Below are 18,219 nucleotides of genomic sequence, written 5' to 3'. Positions count from 1 at the left end.
ATGCAGCAGCTCTCGTCTCTGGTGGATGTCAGGTCGGAAGACTATCGGCTCAACGAACTTCATAACAGGCGACTTGCAAAAGAATTGGAGGACCGCCAGCATGCCGCCCGCTTCGCGCGTCCGGAACGGGACCTTGAGCGTCTCAAGCGGCAAAGCAAGCTGTTTGTGCGGGATCGGATCGAGGCTTTGCTTGATCCAGACACTCCGTTCCTCGAGCTTTCGACACTGGCGGCTAACAAAGCCTATGATGGTGAGGTGCCCGGCGCCGCTCAGGTCGTTGGGATCGGCATTGTCGCGGGTCGAGAGGTCGTCATTCACGCAGATGACGCTAGCGTCAAGGGCGGGGCGTGGTATCCGCTATCGGTCAAGAAGATCGTGCGGGCCTTGGATATCGCGATCGAGAATTGTCTGCCCGTCGTTCACTTGTGTGACTGTGCCGGCGGCTTCTTGCCCTTACAGGCGGAGTTCTTCGCAGATCGCTATCACGCGGGTCGAATCCTTCGCAATCAATCCATTCTCTCAAAGATGGGAGTACCGCAGGTCGGTATCGCCATGGGCCATTGCAGCGCCGGCGGGGCATATGTCCCGGCGCTTAGCGACTACAACATCATTGTTGAGGGCACGGGAGCGATCTTTCTGGGCGGTCCTCCGGTCGTCAAAGCTGCCACCGGCGCAGAGATTTCCGCCGAAGAACTCGGCGGCGCCCACTTGCATACCAGCGTATCGGGGACGAGCGACTATCTTGCAAGTTCGGAGCTGCATGCGATTGCGATTGCCCGGGACATCGTCGCTCGCTTCAATGATCCTGTAAAAGCCCCGATCAGCCGAGCCGCTCCGGAGCCGCCCGCCTATAGTGCATCCGAACTGTACGGCATTCTTCCGAGGGATCCCCGGACGCAATTCGATATGCGGGAGATCATTGCCCGTCTGGTTGATGGCAGCCGGTTCCACGAATATAAGCCACGCTATGGCGAGACTCTTGTGTGCGGCTTCGCGCGTCTGCATGGCTATCAGGTTGGTATTCTCGCAAACAACGGTGTGCTGTTGAGCGAAAGCGCACTGAAAGGCGCTCACTTCATCCAATTGTGCGACAAGTCTCGAACGCCTCTGCTCTTTTTGCAGAATACGACCGGCTTCATGGTCGGCCGCGACTACGAACGGCGTGGCATAACCAAGGACGGGGCCAAGCTGATCATGGCCGTCTCCGGGGCATCTGTGCCAAAATTCACGATCGTCTGTAACGCCTCCCACGGAGCGGGAACCTACGCTATGGCGGGACGGGCTTTCGATCCGCGTTTTGTGTTCACTTGGCCGCAGTCTCAGATTTCGGCGATGGGCGCCGAGCAGGCAGCGGGCGTGCTCACACACGTCAAGGCAAGACAGCTGGCCCGGCACGATGGGCACCTCTCCATGGAGGAGTTGGCAGCCATTCGCCAGCCGATTCTGGACGAATATCGAGAGCGGTCGAGCGCGTATTATGCGACATCCGAGTTGTGGGACGATGGTATCCTTGATCCCGTCGATACCAGAAATGCGCTTGCAATCGTTCTGAGTGCTTCGCTCAATAGCCCAATCACCTCGCCGCATTACGGCGTATTCCGAATGTGACGGTGGTAGCGGAGCCTTCGAGCCTGCTTTGAATTTTCAATGCGCGTTCTGACAGTTCACGGCCATTCGTCCGTTGAGATCGTTACAGATTCTGCCGCAGGCCCGTATTACGCGTCTTTATCTGGCTATGACATTTCCACCGCAGTGAATAGAGGACGGCTCGTCCACCCTGATGGCTGAGTTTGCACAGCGATATAGGAACTGCCGCGCAAGCTTGAATGAAAACCTGATCGGACACACGTCTGGGCGGTTGGAGCGTCAATGCGTAGACGACCGCGCGTATGCGTCAGCACGAACAATCTTGCCAAAGAGCCATTAGAATGAAGTCGCGAACAGTGGAACAGGGTTGCCGCTGTCTGAAGTTAAAGACAGCTGCAATTGCCGCAGTATGGGCTGCAGACTCATCCACGCGGCAGAGATAGTCCAGCCCATCGCGGTGAACGGTTGAGATCAACCATCGACACAGCCGAAGCCGCACCCTTGACAGCGGCGCATGTTGTTGAATGTAGCGCCGTAGCAAAAACCCAAGACGGCAAACAAGACGCCTATCGCGGCGAACAGGTCCTACCCGAGTTCGGTCATCCAGCATTCGAAGTATCTCTCTAGCGTAGTCGGCGATCGATCAAGGCGCAAAATCTGACCGTGTTCAGGCGACCGGCCCCGACAGAATCCACTCCCATCCCTTCTTGCGAACTTCGCTCGCTGGAATCTTCACCTGTGAATAACCTACGTAGTACCACGCCGTCGTATCCGAGTTGGATCGTCCATCGATGGTCGTTTCTGGCGCCGGCTTGCTGTTGAGCTGCAAGACGACTGCCTGCGCGTTCTTGTCCAGTTCGATCGCGACCGTATCATTGTCGGAGGATTTCCCTCCCGGCATCCTGACGTGATGACGCCAAAGCGCGATGCTGCGTTGACCCTTGCCGCCGTTCCGCGCGAAAGTGATGTTGGAGCGGTCGACTAGCGCTGCCGACGTGATCGTCATGACAGATGATCCCGGATCGTCAGACAGGCTCGTCGCGTAAGTGCCAGGCCACCGCTTTGCGAGCTGTGGACCGTCCATGAGAAGTGCGAACACCAGGTTGGGACCGATTGATCGAATCAGCGACAGCGCAGGATCGACACGAGCCAAATCCTCACAGATCACCGCAGTAAGAGCCGAGCGATTCCTGAAGATGTCCATGTGGACCATGCGATGACCGATCTCGAGGTATTCCCACCACACCGCCTTCGGGCTGAGATCCTTTTCCAGGCCATAGCCACGAATTTGGGCTCCGTCGAGCTGCCAGCGGTGATGCTTCCTGCGCGAATGCGTGGCTGCAACTCGATTGCCCATACCGTCTCTATAGATCGTGGAGACGACCACGAAATTTCCCTCGGACTTATTGCAGTCGCGAGAGACTCCGGAGATGACGAGTTCGACGTCCTTCCAGCGGTCGCGAACGTGTCGCACCAATTTGTCGTATGTCGTCCAGTCTAGCGCATACTCAGGCAAGATCAGCCCGTTTATGCACTTGCCGTTGCGTTTCGCCTCAGCCAGCAATCGATCGACGAATTCGACGAAGCTCTTGCTGCCCTCCGGTGTGCTCCACTCTGTGCCTGCTGCTGGGGACTTGCCATCAGGCCGCAGCCAGCGCTGATCGATCCTGAAACGACCCCAGCGCCCGTGCTTCTTGTTCTTGTTCTCGCGGCCGCGAAACGATTTAGGCGGAATCACGAAGGGAAATGGCAGAAGTAACAGATTAAGCTTTGTGTCTTGGTTTTTCTGATCCGCGACCGGCTGATGCCAATAAGCGCTCGTGAACCCCCTTGGTGGCAGCAGCGTCAGGTTATGGCTCATCGTTCGCATCGAGCAGCCAAATTCGGGGGTCCTTCCTTTCGGAAGGACCCGGGCGACGTTGGGATCCACAACGTAGTCGAGCGTGTCCACCGTAATGTGTTTGCGAATGTGCCGATCGTCGGTCGGATCATCCGAAGATACGATGAGGTCGTCGGGACGGTTTGCGCTCTGCGCGAAACTGTAGGCAAGTGCGTTTGCCCAAAATAAGCCCTTCGAGGCGGTCTCAAGGCTCGCATTCGAGAGCGTGTATCCGAGATCGCTGCTGCACTCGTCCGCGATTATGAGGAGCGCATGGGCAGCATACCACCAGGACGGCGGCTCATCGAACTCGGTAAGCCTGACGACAAATCGTGAGCGACGGCTGAGCCAAAGCTCATCCCATATCGGTTGAATCTCTCGTTGGCCGACCCTCCAATCCTTGGCCCAACGCCGGCCTATTGCACGCCAACGGTCGACATCTTGCTTCGTCGCAGAACGTGTCGAGGATCCCGCGTATCTGACGTCGGGCGGCGGAGCTATGCCGACGAACGGGGCGACGATAAACTGGTACGCGCCCGATGCCTCGAGCAGATGGGCCGCTGCCGCGAAGACATCCACTGGGAGCCAAGGCAGCTTGTCCCAAGTCCTACGAGCCGGCTTCTCGGCCGACAGATTTCCCGTACCGTCAGGAAACAGGCGCCTGATCTGGTCGCCAAGCGACGGGGCCGCGGCCATAACAACGAACCGATGAAAATCGCTGGAATTATTGGAGTATTAGGGGAATTATTGGAGTATCAGGACTCTTTGACCCCGAGGGCCTCATTGAGCTCTGCCAAATGGCCCAGGCCGGCGTTCCGAAGCTGCGCATTCGTGAACGTTCGCGCGCGGACTTCGCCTTTGTGGGCTTGGATCCTCTTGGCGCGCATGTACTTCAGCGCGACTTCCACCTGAGCGGAAGCGACGGGACCCAATTTTGAACGCACTTTCTTAACCGCGACGACGGTGACGCCAGCGCGCTTTCGTTTGCGCAGTCGCTCAACGACGGGATCTCTCACGGCTTCCCTTAACGCACCCATCGGCTTCTCGATCTGAGGCGAACTATGGCTGGATTGTGTATCAGTTTCGTTACTAGCGGGAGCCGCCAGCAAGCGTCAACGCCAAAATGAGCGATTCTGCCACCGTCCGCTAGCCTTTTTGTCCCAAGAGTTAACTTATTTTCCGATTGTGACATCGCTAAGGCTATCGAAAATGATCACTATCATGCGACATAACAGAAACGGAACACGGCAATCGACGGATTTGCGCACTTTGGGCCGACTTTGAGCCAAGCCTTGACGCCACGTACGCCGCAAGGTTGAATGTTCACCAATTGTTCCTTGCTGTCTACCGCGGCTAACCCTCCCAATCCTGGGACGATCCCATGCGAATTGATGCGCGCGAGCTCTTCCGGCACGTCAGTGCCGAGAAATCCGGCCTCTACCGTGACATCATGGATGCATTTGCTGCGGCCAAGCGGCAGTTCCGCCTGCACCTGAGGCCTGATGAGGTTCTTGCCGAGGCGCAATGGGAAGGTTCCCCGCCAAAGATCGAAGAGCTACAAGCTGCTCTCGCGCAACTGAACGAGTGGGGAAACCTGCAGTCGCAACCCGATACGGCGCGTGTTGCCAGTATTAGCGATTTCTATCGTGCGCGCTTTCTTTATCGACTGTCCGAAGGCGGAGAAGCGGTCGAATCCGCGCTGAGCGTTTTTAGTCAGGCGTTGAAGCGACGTGCCGAGTTGCAGAGTGTTGCGCTCGAAGACATCGCAAAGCAGCTCCAGGTTCTCCGCCATCTAGCGGAAGTGCCTATTTCCGACGCAGCCAAGATTCACGAAACTCTGAGAGATTTGGTTCGCGTCTTCGAAGGCTTGGCGGAGAACGCTCAGGCGTTCATGGTGAACATCGGCCGCAGCATCGAGCTTCAGCATTCAGATACGACATCGATCATCGCCTACAAAAGACGATTGATCGACTACCTAGACAGGTTCATCGGCGACCTCGTCAGCCGCTCGGGCGGCATTGCCCAGCATATTGTCGCGCTTGATCCCGTGATTCAGCCGCTTCTACTTCAGGCGTCTCAGCGCGAGTCGCGTGACGTTGCCCCCGATCAGAAGGACGAGCAAGACGATGCGCTCTCTCGAGCTCATCAGGCCTGGACAGAGCGATGGAAAGGCCTGCGGGGTTGGTTTGTCAGCGCCGGGCATGAGCCGCCACAGGCCGAAGTTCTGAGATCAAGAGCCAGGTCCGCTATTCCGCATCTGCTTGCAGTTATTGCTGCATTAAATGAACGGCGCAGTGGCCGCAGTGATCGTTCGGCCGACTTTCGGACACTTGCCCACTGGTTTGCTGGTTGCCAGAACGACGGCGATGCGCACCGTCTTGCGCGCGCGGCCTTCGCCCTCAATCCCGCTCGCCATTTCCTAATTGGGGCGGAAATACCGGAGCTGCCAGCGACGACGCCGTGGGCCGATGCGCCCCCGGTTCGAATTCATCCACGTCTGCGCGAATATGGCGAGGTCGCTCCACGTGGTCCGCTACCGCGCGTGCAGGATCGCCAAGCCGAGCGCGATCAGCTTGAAGCGCAGTTGACGGAGGAAGATCGTGAAATCCAGGCCGCTCGCGCGCGGCTTGCGAATGGCGAGCCAAAACGTCTGTCTGATCTTGGCCAGCTCGATCGACACGGTTTCCAGCTGTTTCTGCATTTGCTGGGTGAAACGCTTCCAGCACAGACAAATCCTGATGACGCCGTTGAGCGGCAAACCGGGGATGGTCTTCTGCGTGTGCGTCTAGAACCACTTGGCGCCGACTCTACCGCTGAGATCCTGACGGACACAGGTTTATTCGCGGGTCGTGATCATCTTCTCACCGTGACCTCGATGGAGGTGAGAGATGAGTAGTGGGCTCCGGATGCGCGGCGATGACACTGCGCGAAGTGAGAAGATCGACGGAAGAGCGGCTCGCGTTGAGCCTCAACACCTTGGATTGCATCAGGCTCAGCACTTGCGGGAGGAGCTGTCAGCCGCACTGCGCGCGCTGCTGATGACCCCGCTGATGACCTCCGCGCATGCCGAGTTTGCGGCGGTGCGGCGGCATTCCGAGGATCTTAGAGAATGGTTTGCTCGTGAGACCGGATGGGTTCTTCACGTGGAACGGGATTGTGCGCGACTTTTCAAACGACCCGCCGATCTTCTAGATTCGACGCGTGGGTTCCCGGATTATGATCGGCGTCGCTATGTGCTGTTCTGCTTGGCGTGTGCCGTCCTTGAACGCGCCGACGCGCAGATCACGCTTCGCGTTCTGGGCGACCGCCTGCTGGCTCTGGCGACCGAACCTACTTTGAATGCACTGGGCTTCAGTTTCAGACTTGAATCACATCACGAAAGGCGCGAGCTCGTCGCCGTTTGCCATCATCTTCTCGACCTCGGCATTCTGGTTCGAGTTGCAGGAGAAGAGGAAGGATTCGTTCATCACGCGTCCGAGACGGGTGAACACCTGCATGATGCGCTGTATGACGTGCACCGCCGTGTGCTTGCAGGAGTCCTCGCGGCCGTACGAGGGCCATCCACATGGGCCGCAGACGAAGCGCCGGCCGACATTGAGCAGCGGCTACAAGCCCTCACCGCTGAACATGTTCCAGACAGCGACGACGGTCGTCGGACTGCAATGCGCCGCGATTTGTCGCGTCGTCTCCTTGATGACCCAGTCGTTTATGCCGACTCGCTCGATGCAAGCACCCGCGCCTACTTTCTGAATCAACGTGGCCCAATGGCTGCCCGCCTCTCGGAGGCAGCCGGGCTCGTTGCTGAGCAACGCGCGGAAGGCTTGGCGCTCGCCGATGAAACAGGCACACTTACCGACATTTCGATGCCGGCTGAGGGCACCGAGGCACATATTACTCTATTGGTCGCTGAACTTCTTTCCAACAACCTGCAGGAAGGCGGAGAGCCTATCGATCGACTGTTTGAGGCCGATATCGCAAGCTTCATTGACGAAGCCCGGGAGCGATATGGTCGCTACTGGCGCCGGTCTGCCCGAGAGCCTGGCACACAGCGTGAATTGGCTCAGATCGCGATAGAACGATTGCGCAAGCTTCGCTTGATCACACTGTCGCAGGACGGAATTCAACCTTTGCCCGCAATCAGCCGCTTCGCTGTCGGGCCGGCGGAAGTTCGTGAAGCAGGCAGTGCGCGCAAGGCGGCGTCTGGACGGAACTCCGATGCGCGCTAACGGACGAAAGCCAGGCTTGCCGGGTCCTAGCCGCGAACGATGGCAGCCGCTTCGGCTGGGCTTGGTTGACCTGTTCCACTACGACAGCGAGGAATTCTGGTTCAGGGATGGCCACTTGTTGCTTCGTGGGAACAACGGGACCGGAAAATCCAAGGTTCTATCGCTAACGTTGCCATTTCTATTTGATGCACAAATCAAGTCATCGCGGATAGAGCCCGATGGCGATGCCTCGAAGAAAATGTCGTGGAATTTGCTATTGGGCAAACACGAACGCCGGATGGGATACGCATGGATCGAATTCGGGCGTCTTGGCGCTGACGGGCAACCTCAATTTCTGACATTAGGCAGCGGTTTGTCTGCCACCGCCGCCCGTAGCAACGTCGACAGTTGGTTCTTTATCCTTGAGGGCTGGCGTGTTGGCGAAGACGTATGGCTCACGAACCAGCAAAGGATCGTGCTTTCAAAGGAAAAGTTGAAAGAGGTATTGGCGGATCATGGTCAGGTCTTTGAAACTGCTGCGAGCTACCGCCGCGCCGTCGACGAACATTTCTTCCAACTGGGAAGCGCGCGCTACGCGGCTTTAATGGACACCTTGATCCAGCTCAGGCAGCCGCAGCTCTCTAAGAAGCCGGATGAGGCCAGCTTGTCCGCCGCGCTGACTGAGGCGCTCCCGCCGCTTTCGACCGATTTACTTACCGACGTAGCCGATGCCTTCAACCAGCTTGAGGAAGACCGCCGTCAGTTGCAGGAATATCAGGATCTCGCCCGAAGCGTTGGCCATTTTTCCGATCGATACAGAATCTATGCAAGAACTCAAACACGTCGACAGGCTAGAGGGCTTCGCGGAGCCCAGACTGGCTTCGACAACGCCAGCCGCGCCCTGAACGATGCATGCTCAGAGCTTGAAGACGCGCAGGCGGCAGAAGAAGAGGCGAAGGTCGCTCACCAGGCAGCGAAGGAGACGTTGGCAACGGCCCGCACCCGTCTTGAGGTTCTGCAATCCGATCCGATCAATCAGGATGCGAACCGGTTGGATATCGCATCCAAGGATGCTGAAGATCGGCGACGCGATGCCGAGCAGGCGGAGACCGCCGCGATCGACTCGCGGAGCCGCCTGTCTAAAGAATCGACCGCGACGGCCGAACGCGGAAAACGCGTCGCGGAGATCGAACGTTTGCTGTTCGGCATCAGAAAGACCGCCGTTCCTCTCGCCGATACGAGCGGACTCGATCGCCAATGGAGCGATAGCCCAATCACCGCAGCGGGCGCTTCCGACCTCATCGCGCTCGATGAGAAGAGCTACGAGTTCGCAAGGGACCACTTACGCTTCATCATCGATCGGCGCCGCGAGCAAGCCATGCTTGTGCGACAACGACGCAAGGCGGTCGATGAAGCTGAACGAGAGCACGATATCAAGGGTCGCGCGCACCAGGAGCGACATGACGAAGCGAAAGCGGCCCAAACGCGTCGCGATGCTGCGGATCTGGCGGTCGAGCAGGAAGGAAGGGCAATCCTCGAAGCATGGGAAGCGCATTTTTGCTCATTGCAACAGTTGATCCTGCCGAGTGCGGAACAGCCGCTGCGCGAGCTAGCGTCTTGGGTCCTAACACTCCAGGGAGAGAATCCGGCGCGCGGTGCGTTGCAGATCGCGCAGCAGCTGGCCAGCGAGCGTCTTGCTCGGCTGCAGTCGGCGCTTACATCCGAGCGAGAGACACTTGCGACTGAAGAAGCGGACCTAACGGCTGAACGCGAGCGCCTTGAGAAAGGTGAGGATGGCACTCCGCCAGTGCCGTCATTCCGAGCGCCCGATGCCCGCATCGATCGGGCCGGCGCACCCCTGTGGCAGGTTGTCGATTTTCACGACGGTCTCGACGCCGCTCAACGTGCCGGTCTGGAAGCCGCCCTCGAGGCATCGGGGTTGCTCGACGCGTGGGTCGATCCCGATGGGCGGATGCAAATGCCCGACGGCACTCCACCTCTTCACGATGCGACTCTGGTCGAACGAGCCCCACAGTCGGAGACCCTGGCAGGGTGGCTGAAGCCTTCAGGGAGCCAGGTTGCTGGTCGCATTGTTACGAAACTGCTCCAAGGCATGAGCTGCACCGCCAAAGATGGAGGCCAAGCAGAAACCTGGCTTTCGCCGGCTGGCGAGTTCCGAATTGGCGCTCTGGTCGGCGCGTGGGCAAAGCCAGTTGCGCTCTATATCGGCTACGCCGCTCGCGCTGACGCCCGCGCGCGCAGGCTCAAGGCTATTTCCGTTCGGCTCGCGGAACTGACCGAAGTACATGAAAATCTCGAGGCGCGCTTCGAGGAATATGCGCGCAACCAAGATTGCGCCGCAGCAGAGTGGCGCAACGCTCCCACGGATGACCGACTACGCGCGTCGCACGCTAACGCGGCAGCAGCCGCGCGCGAGTTTCGTGCGGCATCCGACCGGCACGAGCAGGCCGCGCAACAGTTGGCAAGCGCCGTTGAGACCGTCAATGAGACATGCTCGGTGCTTACGCGTGATGCGCAAGACCTACGCCTACCGGAGACCAACACGGGCTTGGACATGGTCGATGCGGCGCTGTCGCAACTGATCGAGAAGGTGTTGGCGCTTGTCCATGCAGGGCGAGATCTGCGCCAGGCGCAGTCCGAGCTGCTGGGGCAGCAACAACGCGAGCAAGATGCTCGAGCTGATATGGAAAGGAGTGTTGCGCACGCGGAGAATCGAGCCCGGCAGGCTAGCGAAGCGAAGGTCCGTTTGGAGACGCTGCAGGAATCGGTCGGCGCGAAGGTCGCGGAATTGCAGGCGAAACTGGCTGCGGCTCGGGCCATCGTCAAATCTAGCGACGCAGAGCTGGAGACAAAAGAAAGGGCAGCAAGTCTCGCCGGCGAGCGGCGCGCGCGGGCCGACCAGAAGGTAACCTCCGCTGATGAGGTCCTGCAGGAGCGAACGGCAGCGCGGCAGCAAGCAATAGCTCGGCTTCAAGGTTTCGCAGCGACGGATCTCCTTTCAGTTGCCCTGCCCGAGATGGAGCTTCCGGATCTGCGCACAATCTGGACGATTGAGCCGGCGCTGACGCTTGCACGTCGTGCCGAACAGTTGCTTTCAGATGTTCCGCACGACGATGACGTTTGGAAGCGAATTCAGACTCAGCTTTCACACGACTATACCGATCTTGGCCGTGCTCTGAGCGCGCTCGGTCATCAGGCCCAGATGGATCAGACCGCCGATTACGGTTTGGTCGTAACGGTTATTTATCAGAACCGCGCAGAACGGCCGGATCGTTTGACGGAACGGCTCGACGCGGAGATTGTTCAGCGCCGCGAGTTGCTCACGGCCCGCGAACGTGAAGTCTTGGAGAACCATCTTCAGGCAGAAATTGCCGCGGCCATTCAAAGGCTGCTGCAGGATGCCGATCGGAAGGTCGAAGCCATCAATGTGGAACTGTACAAGCGGCCGACTTCGACAGGCGTTCGCTTTCGTCTGGAATGGCAACCACTTCCCGAGGGCATTGGCGGCGCGCCAATCGGACTGGCCGCGGCGCGAAAGCGGTTGCTGAACACGAATGCGGATCTTTGGAGCCCGGAAGATCGCAGCGTTGTCGGCGCAATGCTGCAGGAACGAATAAACATTGAGCGAGCAAATGCTGACGCCGCAGGGGGAAGCCTGCTTGACCAGCTAAGCCGAGCTCTTGACTATCGTCACTGGCATAGGTTCACGGTGCAGCGCTGGCAGGACAAACAATGGGTCAAATTGTCAGGGCCGGCTTCGAGCGGTGAGCGGGCGCTTGGCCTTACTGTCCCCCTATTCGCAGCGGTCGCTAGCTTCTATAGCCAGAGCGGCACTCCGCACTCGCCGCGCCTCGTCTTGCTGGACGAAGTATTTGCCGGCATCGACGATGCCGCGCGGGCGCACTGCATGGCGTTGATCCGGGAATTCGACCTGGACTTCGTCGTAACCAGCGAACGTGAATGGGGCTGTTACGCTGAGCTGCCTGGCGTATCCATCTGCCACCTTCAGAGGCTTGAGAACATCGACGCAATCCACGTGTCTCGTTGGACATGGGATGGCCGTGCCAAGCAACGCGAGAGCGATCCCAACCGCCGGTTTGCCAACGCATGACTCAAGAAGACGGTCGTCTGCATCGGCTGCTAGGGGGAGATTCGCTTTCCTCGCTCAGAAAACGGCTTCGGCAGCGTTTTGAGCGAGGTCCAGCGGATGGCAAGCTTGAGCGCCTCCGTATCGCAAATCTTGGCGTGGATGAGCACGCGGCCCTTGCGGGACTCATGGGTCGGAGCGTGCGTTTTTCGAGTTCAATGCAGATTGATGTTCCGCTAATTGACGAAGCCCTGAACCGAGCAGGCATTGCCCGATCACTCCGTGAGGCGCTCGAGCTCATCGACGGTCCTATTGTTCATGCCGAGACTGCTCGCGCCGAATTGCAGGCAGAATGGTTGAGAGTTGTCTCGCATGTGGGCCATGCAGAGTTTTCCGCCTATCTTCAGGCGCCCACGGGACTCGGTCTTTTGAAACGCTTATCGAACGGTCGTCCCGACACTGCCATGCGATTGTGCCGCAGTGTCGAAATCGTCCTGGATGCTCTGCCTGCCCGCGGAATGACTCGGGCCCAGTTGGCAGCGAACACGTTGGGTGACGCACACGCACTCGACAATGGGCGACCTGCAGCTGCTCTCGTTCTTGCCGTCTGGCGAGCGAAAGTGGTGCCAAAGCTCAGTCCTCATGAGGAGGGCTCACTCAACGTCGAGAACGAAAACGGCGACGAGCGGGTTCGGGACGTCTGGGCCAAGGCAGGCGTGTTGGTCAACGAGTTGGCGCGGCCAGCTTTATTCTTGAACCTCAAAATGAAGGGCCGCTCGATACTGCCAAATGCCGCGGGCGAGCCAACCTATGCATCGCTTCGCCTCCTTCTACGGTCCAATCCTTCATGGGATGTGAGCGGGCTGGACGTTTATGTCTGCGAGAACGCAAATCTCCTTGCCATTGCAGCCGATCAATGTGGAAACACCTGCGTGCCAATGGTGTGCACTGATGGTATGCCTGCGGCTGCACAACGCGTCCTGTTGCAGCAACTGACAGCTGCTGGTGGTCGATTGCGATATCATGGAGACTTCGATTGGGCGGGCGTGCGCATTGGCAACCATGTGATGCGCGAATACGGCGCTCGGCCATGGCGCTTTGAGGCTGCCGACTATTTGGCCGCAGTTGCGCAAGCGCCACGCCCGGGACTTGCACTCACCGGCCCGGAAGCCGACGCATCATGGGATGGCGCTCTGACCGCGGCTATGCAGGAACATCAATTATCTATCGCCGAAGAGAGTCTGGCTGATGTGCTCTTGCAGGATTTGATATAGTGAATTCCGAGGGATAATGAGCCCTCCGCCGTAATGTCCTTCAGGACCTTGTTGATGTCGGCCTTGGTCAGGTCCTTCACGCGCCGCGTGCCGAGAAAGCGGGATGATATGGCGTTCGACCCGGCAATATCCGGATTTGCGCCAAGCCTCGCGCGGCCGCTTTGCGCGCGAGCTATTTCCCGCTCTCGTCGGAGGCCGACGTAACGTGGTGTTGAAGGTCCATTCTGTCGTGCAGGATGCGGACAATTTCGATGGTCGTTTTGGTTGCAACTCGGTACATCAGGATGTGACTTCCGCGACGTCCGTGTCGCGCGACGTGGAGCGTGTGAAGATTTCGCATGATTTCGTCGCGGGCCCTGGCCCCCGCAACGTCAGGACCGTTCGCAAGTTCGGCGATCGCCTGAACGAGCGTGTCCCGATAGATTCGAGACTGTCGGGGGCCGAAATTCTCAGTGGTCCATTTCAGGATATTCGCAAAATCGAGCTCTGCGGCTCCGCCGAGACGAATACGCCATTTCTGCTCGGCCATGAGGCGACTATTCCGATGTTCGGGAAATAATCTTCTCCGAGAGATCATTCAAATATACGTGCAGGTCTCCTGCGGTTTCAAATTCCTTGAACTCGCCTTTCTCCAATGCCGCGACGCCGACGCGAGCGGCTGCCCGCAGGGCCTTCAGTTTGCTCGCATCCTCGGCTGCACGTTGTTCCACCAGTCGCAACCCGTCGCGCAACACCTCGCTGGCGTTCTGGTAGCGCCCGGACTCGACGAGGGTTTCAATGAGTTCTTCTTGCCGTTTCGTCAGCACAACGTTTTTGGTTGGCATCGGCGTCCTCTCTGGCCGGTCGAGAGCATGGAACAATTATGGCATATTATGCCATAGCCAACTCCTCAGCACAACCCTCCGATCGACACCCTCCGATCGGTATGTGTGTCAGGCAGCCGCAGCGCATGAACATCGAGCAGCTCGCGCTCTTGGCGCAGTTCGCATGGTGTGGATATCCATGGAGAACTCGAGGCCGCCGGCGACAATCGTCGGAGTCGCACGAGGACTCCGCTTTCTAATGTCGATTTGAGTATGATGTGATCACCTCGGTGCGCCCCCCGTTCGCCCGGCCGCGCTCACGCACCTCGTCCGTGACGAAGTTGCGCAAATAGCGCTTGCGCGTCCGGGTGCCGGTAGATGTTGAGAGATCCATACAAATCACGAGCTTGCCCGATCTGGGGCGGCGACACCAGATGACCGTGGCTGTGGCCGCCGGCTTCACGACGCGTCTTTGTTGCGGCCACTCTACGCACGGCAGAATGGCATGCGGTCCAGCTGGATCAGTGAAGGCGCTTGTATCGCACGTGACGTCAGGTTGTAGGCTGCCAATTCGAGTAGGCGACTTCCTTCGTCCTCCGGATAGGTTTTACACGAGCGTGACAGAGGCCTCTGTGGATATGCTTGATGTCGTTGGCATCGGGATCGGCCCGTTCAACCTCAGCCTGGCGGCACTGATTGAACCTACCCCGCTGCGCGCGCTCTTTTTAGAGAAACGCGAGGGATTTTGTTGGCATCCGGGACTGGCGCTGCCGAACAGCCGGCTCCAAGTGTCGCCACTTAAGGATTGCGTGACCCTGGTAGACCCTACCAGCCCCTATTCTTTCCTCAACTACCTGGCACGACACGGACGGCTCTACAGCTTCGTCAACAGACGCGACGCCCCGACCTCGCGGCGGGAATTTACCGACTATTACCAGTGGGTCGCACGACGGCTCAAGACGCTCCGCTTTGGCGAAGAGGTGGTCGACGTTGCGCCCTTCAGGGACGGCTACCGCGTCACCACGAGCACAACCACATACCTCGCGCGCGCTGTGGTGATAGGAGTTGGCGTAGAGCCAAAGATTCCCGCGTGTGCCAGGCCCTTGATCGGCAACGCCGTCTATCATGCGGCCGACTATCTCGAGCGGGATCCAGCTTACGTCGGCGAGCATGTGCTCGTGGTGGGGGGGTGGTCAGAGCGGCGCTGAGATTGTTGAGCACATGCTTAGTCGTCCCATAGCGGCCCGGATCACGTGGGTGACGTCGCGGACAAACCTGTTTGCAATGGACGACAACAGTTTCGTAAACGAGGCTTACATGCCGGGGTACAGCCGGCGTTTTCACGCTCTCCCGCTCCAGCAACGTCGTGTCATCGTGGAGCAAGAGAAGCTGACAAGCGACGGCATTTCCGTCGAGTTGTGCAATCGCCTCTATGACATATTGTACGAACGCGGCGTGGAGGGCGCGCTGGACGACAGTTTTCGTTTGTTGTCCAGCGTTGTCCTAACGGGCATCACGTCCCACAACAAACGTTGGCAAGTCGATCTGAGTGAGATCGCGGCGCAGCGAAATCACAGCATCCTGGTTGATCGCATAGTGCTCGCCACAGGCTTCCAGCCGCGCACCCCGCCCTTCTTGCAAACGCTCCTCCGCGGCGCGCGCATGGAGGATAGCGTGCCTGTCGTCGGCCCGGACTACGCGGTCCGCTTCGATCAGCACATGCCAGGGCCGGTATATTTGCAGAACCAAAGCCGCCTGCAGCATGGGCTGCAGAGCGTCAATTTATCACTGGTCGCATACCGCAGCAGCCTCATCATCAATAGCCTGCTCGGACACCCGTTCTATCTGGATACGTCAGATCGGCAGATCTTGGACAATTATGACACATCAGACATGCCCGAACGAGGCGGTCGGGATGCGATGCCGTCCGCGCAACACATGGCCGCAATCACATGAGCCAAGCGTCGTTCTCCCCCCTTCACGGCCGTCGTGTTGATGCCCCGGCTAAAGCTGCGGACGAGCTATCTGTCAGGCTACATCACCGCGCCTTTGGACCATTTCTGGTCGCATCGATTGTTATTGCAGCAGCTTACGGCACGAGCTTCCTGTTGCCGGACTACATGCAGGCGCTCGGTAAGAGCAGTGAAACCGCGGGCTTTCTGCTCTCCAGCGCCATGGTTGTGACGATCGTGTGCTGCTGCTCGGCAGGCTGGGTCGCGCAGCGCATCGGCATTATGCCGACGGTGGCGGCCGCCTCGATCACCATGGCGCTGGCCATGCTGCTCATTGCCGGCGCAGTCCTCGACGGGCGAGCAGCTTATGCTGGCGCTATGCTGATGGGCGCGGGATGGTCGGTGGCCTTCATCTTGTCGCCGTTGCAGATCATTCGCCATCTACGGCCCGCCGCACGTATCCAATATTTAACCATTTTGTCCGGCTCACAAATGGCCGGGCTCGGTTTAGCCGCCCCACTCGGCCACTTCTTGGCAAACGTCACCGGCTCTTTGGCCATGGTCTATGTACTGTTCGCGATAGCATGCGTCATCGCGACCATCTGCGTAGAAGTCGCACGACGTGCCATGTTGGGCCTGCCCGCAGTACCGATGCCGCATATCGAAATCACGGTAACTGCGACCGTAGCGCTCGTTCGAAAATCCACAGCTGTCCCCATCGCTATGATTGCGATTGCCGCCTGCACTTTCTCGGGACTGTCGACGTATCAGAGCGCCTATGCCGCATCCCGTCACCTGAACTCCGATTTGTTCTTTTTGATATTTACCGCGTCCAGCGTGGCCCTGCGCTTCTCACTCGCCCACATGATGGGCCGCCTACCTGTACACCGACTTGCGATCATGCTCTTCGCAGCTACTGGTGCGTCACTGGTACTGTTCATTGTCAATGCCGGCAGCACCCCACTCTATATCGTGGCCACGGCAATTTTCGCGACAGGCTACGGGCTCACCTACTCCACCCTCAACGGAATGGCCGTCAATCTTGCTGGCGACCACGGGGTGTCCGTGCCCGTCACCTCACAAATCTTCACGCTGGCATATTTCCTCGGATTGTTCGGCTTTCCGTTGGTCGGCGGGCAGTTAATCCGCGGATTTGGTCCCGACGTGATGTTGCTGACGCTATTGGGCGCGACGGCCTTGAATGCGCTGCTGGTAGCTGCGCTTCGCGTGAAGGCTACAACTGGTGACCTGTAATTTTGGGAAAGGAGCTCGCCTATGCTGACCGAGGCGCAAAAAGAGAAATGGCAACAGGACGGATATCTCCGGCTCGGAGGCTTTTTCGATCCGGCCGCTCGCGACGGGATTTCCAATTTCGTGGACGACGTCGCGCGCTGGGATGTAAGCGCCGACAAATGGATGATGTGGTTCGAGAAGACGTCCGGCAATCGCAAGATTATCTCAAAGGTGGAGAATTTCTTGGATTACCATGACGCCCTGCGCGCCGCGCTGTTGGCCGACGGCCGCATTCGCACGAGCGTCGAGACGCTACTCGATGAAGACACGCGGATGTTAAAGGAACTGCTGATCTTCAAGTATCCTGATAGCGGCGGCTACCGCCCGCACCAGGACATTTATCATATTCCACACAAGATACCGGAACGCATGGTGCATGCAGTGGCAGCCATTGCCATCGACGATTCGGAGCCTGACAACGGCGGTCTTTTCTTCACGCCAGGTCGTCATAAGGAGGGAGTGTTTCCAATGGATGCCGGCGGCGTGATCAATCCTGAGGTCGCCGAGACCTTCACATGGGAACCGGTGTCATGGACAGCCGGCGATGTGTTTATTTTCGACGATTACGCCCCCCACTATTCACTGCCTAATAAGAGCAATCGGCCCCGCCGCGCGCTTTATCTGGTATTCCAGCGCGCATCTACTGGAGGTCCAACGCGTGCCGAGTATATGCGCATGAAGCGCGCCTACAACCCACCGGAAGGCAAGCTATCGGATCTGGAAAACCTGAACACGCCTAACGGCATATTCTATCGCGATTGAGTGCCGATTCGGAAGGAAGGACCGTCGTGTACACCAAGCAGATCGATCATTCATTGATGCGAACAGAATATGGCGTGCTGGTCTGCCGTCTGTTGGAGCATCTTCCGGATGGTCTCAGCCCCGGGTTCGGCGCCTCGGTGGTGGAGGTCGCACCCGGCAGTGCGGTCGATCTGCACGGGCACCACGAGCACGAACTGTGGGTGCTGATTTCCGGGCGTGGAGAGTTCGAAGCTGACGGCCAGATGAGGCCGGTGAGTGAGACGACGTTGTGCTACATGCGACCAAACCAGCAGCACACTATCCGCAACGTCAGTCAGGACGGTTCTCTCAAATTTCTATCCATTTGGTGGGATTGA

Annotated in this window: 14 protein-coding genes; 10 read left to right on the top strand and 4 right to left on the bottom strand. The window is 58.6% G+C overall.

What is annotated here, in order from left to right:
• The gene (locus ACYCVF_RS31180; protein ID WP_459606914.1) at positions 1–1,608 is read left to right on the top strand and encodes an acyl-CoA carboxylase subunit beta; all 1,608 of its coding nucleotides are present in this window, start codon (positions 1–3) and stop codon (positions 1,606–1,608) included.
• Between the two features lie 646 nt (positions 1,609–2,254).
• Here the strand turns inward: ACYCVF_RS31180 and ACYCVF_RS31175 are convergent.
• A complete protein-coding gene (locus ACYCVF_RS31175; RefSeq protein WP_459606913.1) occupies positions 2,255–4,162 on the bottom strand; it encodes a hypothetical protein in 1,908 nt (635 codons plus the stop codon).
• A gap of 59 nt (positions 4,163–4,221) precedes the next feature.
• Positions 4,222–4,503 carry a hypothetical protein gene (locus ACYCVF_RS31170; protein ID WP_459606912.1) on the bottom strand — a complete coding sequence of 94 codons (282 nt, stop codon included), beginning with the start codon at positions 4,501–4,503 and terminating at the stop codon, positions 4,222–4,224.
• A 344-nt stretch (positions 4,504–4,847) separates the two neighbouring features.
• Here ACYCVF_RS31170 and ACYCVF_RS31165 point away from each other — a divergent pair, with 344 nt between their 5' ends.
• From ACYCVF_RS31165 to ACYCVF_RS31150, 4 genes are all read left to right on the top strand, one after another.
• Entirely contained in the window at positions 4,848–6,362 is a 1,515-nt protein-coding gene (locus tag ACYCVF_RS31165; RefSeq protein WP_459606911.1) for a TIGR02677 family protein, read from the top strand.
• Positions 6,355–7,692, top strand: a complete 1,338-nt coding sequence (locus ACYCVF_RS31160; RefSeq protein ID WP_459606910.1) for a TIGR02678 family protein — start codon at positions 6,355–6,357, stop codon at positions 7,690–7,692. Before ACYCVF_RS31165 ends, ACYCVF_RS31160 begins: the two co-directional genes overlap by 8 nt.
• Before the next feature lie 61 nt (positions 7,693–7,753).
• Positions 7,754–11,803, top strand: coding sequence for a TIGR02680 family protein (locus ACYCVF_RS31155; RefSeq protein WP_459606909.1), 4,050 nt, complete (start codon positions 7,754–7,756; stop codon positions 11,801–11,803).
• Complete coding sequence (locus tag ACYCVF_RS31150; RefSeq protein WP_459606908.1) at positions 11,800–13,053, top strand: TIGR02679 family protein; 1,254 nt, start codon at positions 11,800–11,802, stop codon at positions 13,051–13,053. The genes ACYCVF_RS31155 and ACYCVF_RS31150 overlap by 4 nt, the downstream gene beginning before the upstream one ends.
• A 172-nt stretch (positions 13,054–13,225) precedes the next feature.
• Here the strand turns inward: ACYCVF_RS31150 and ACYCVF_RS31145 are convergent, their stop codons facing one another.
• Together ACYCVF_RS31145 and ACYCVF_RS31140 are read right to left on the bottom strand one after the other, a co-directional pair.
• A complete protein-coding gene (locus ACYCVF_RS31145; RefSeq protein WP_459606907.1) occupies positions 13,226–13,582 on the bottom strand; it encodes a type II toxin-antitoxin system RelE/ParE family toxin in 357 nt (118 codons plus the stop codon).
• 7 nt (positions 13,583–13,589) lie between these two features.
• On the bottom strand, positions 13,590–13,877 hold the full coding sequence (locus ACYCVF_RS31140; protein ID WP_459606906.1) for a type II toxin-antitoxin system ParD family antitoxin: 288 nt from the start codon (positions 13,875–13,877) through the stop codon (positions 13,590–13,592).
• Positions 13,878–14,494: 617 nt separating this feature from the next.
• Here ACYCVF_RS31140 and ACYCVF_RS31135 point away from each other — a divergent pair.
• Genes ACYCVF_RS31135 through ACYCVF_RS31115 form a run of 5 tightly spaced genes read left to right on the top strand, consistent with a single transcriptional unit; the run spans position 14,495 to position 18,219 of the window.
• Positions 14,495–15,064, top strand: coding sequence for a SidA/IucD/PvdA family monooxygenase (locus tag ACYCVF_RS31135; RefSeq protein WP_459607011.1), 570 nt, complete (start codon positions 14,495–14,497; stop codon positions 15,062–15,064).
• A complete protein-coding gene (locus ACYCVF_RS31130; protein ID WP_459606905.1) occupies positions 14,982–15,812 on the top strand; it encodes a SidA/IucD/PvdA family monooxygenase in 831 nt (276 codons plus the stop codon). The genes ACYCVF_RS31135 and ACYCVF_RS31130 overlap by 83 nt, the downstream gene beginning before the upstream one ends.
• Positions 15,809–17,062 (top strand): MFS transporter, encoded by a 1,254-nt coding sequence (locus ACYCVF_RS31125; RefSeq protein ID WP_459606904.1) that lies wholly within the window; start codon positions 15,809–15,811, stop codon positions 17,060–17,062. The genes ACYCVF_RS31130 and ACYCVF_RS31125 overlap by 4 nt, the downstream gene beginning before the upstream one ends.
• Positions 17,063–17,083: 21 nt before the next feature.
• Positions 17,084–17,863: a phytanoyl-CoA dioxygenase family protein gene (locus ACYCVF_RS31120; RefSeq protein ID WP_459606903.1), complete on the top strand. Its 780-nt coding sequence runs from the start codon at positions 17,084–17,086 to the stop codon at positions 17,861–17,863.
• 26 nt (positions 17,864–17,889) lie between these two features.
• Positions 17,890–18,219: a cupin domain-containing protein gene (locus ACYCVF_RS31115; RefSeq protein ID WP_459606902.1), complete on the top strand. Its 330-nt coding sequence runs from the start codon at positions 17,890–17,892 to the stop codon at positions 18,217–18,219.

It is taken from the genome of Bradyrhizobium cedriense (genome assembly GCF_054602315.1).
Note: the sequence above shows the minus strand (reverse complement) of the source record. Positions and strands in the feature narration are given on the sequence as shown.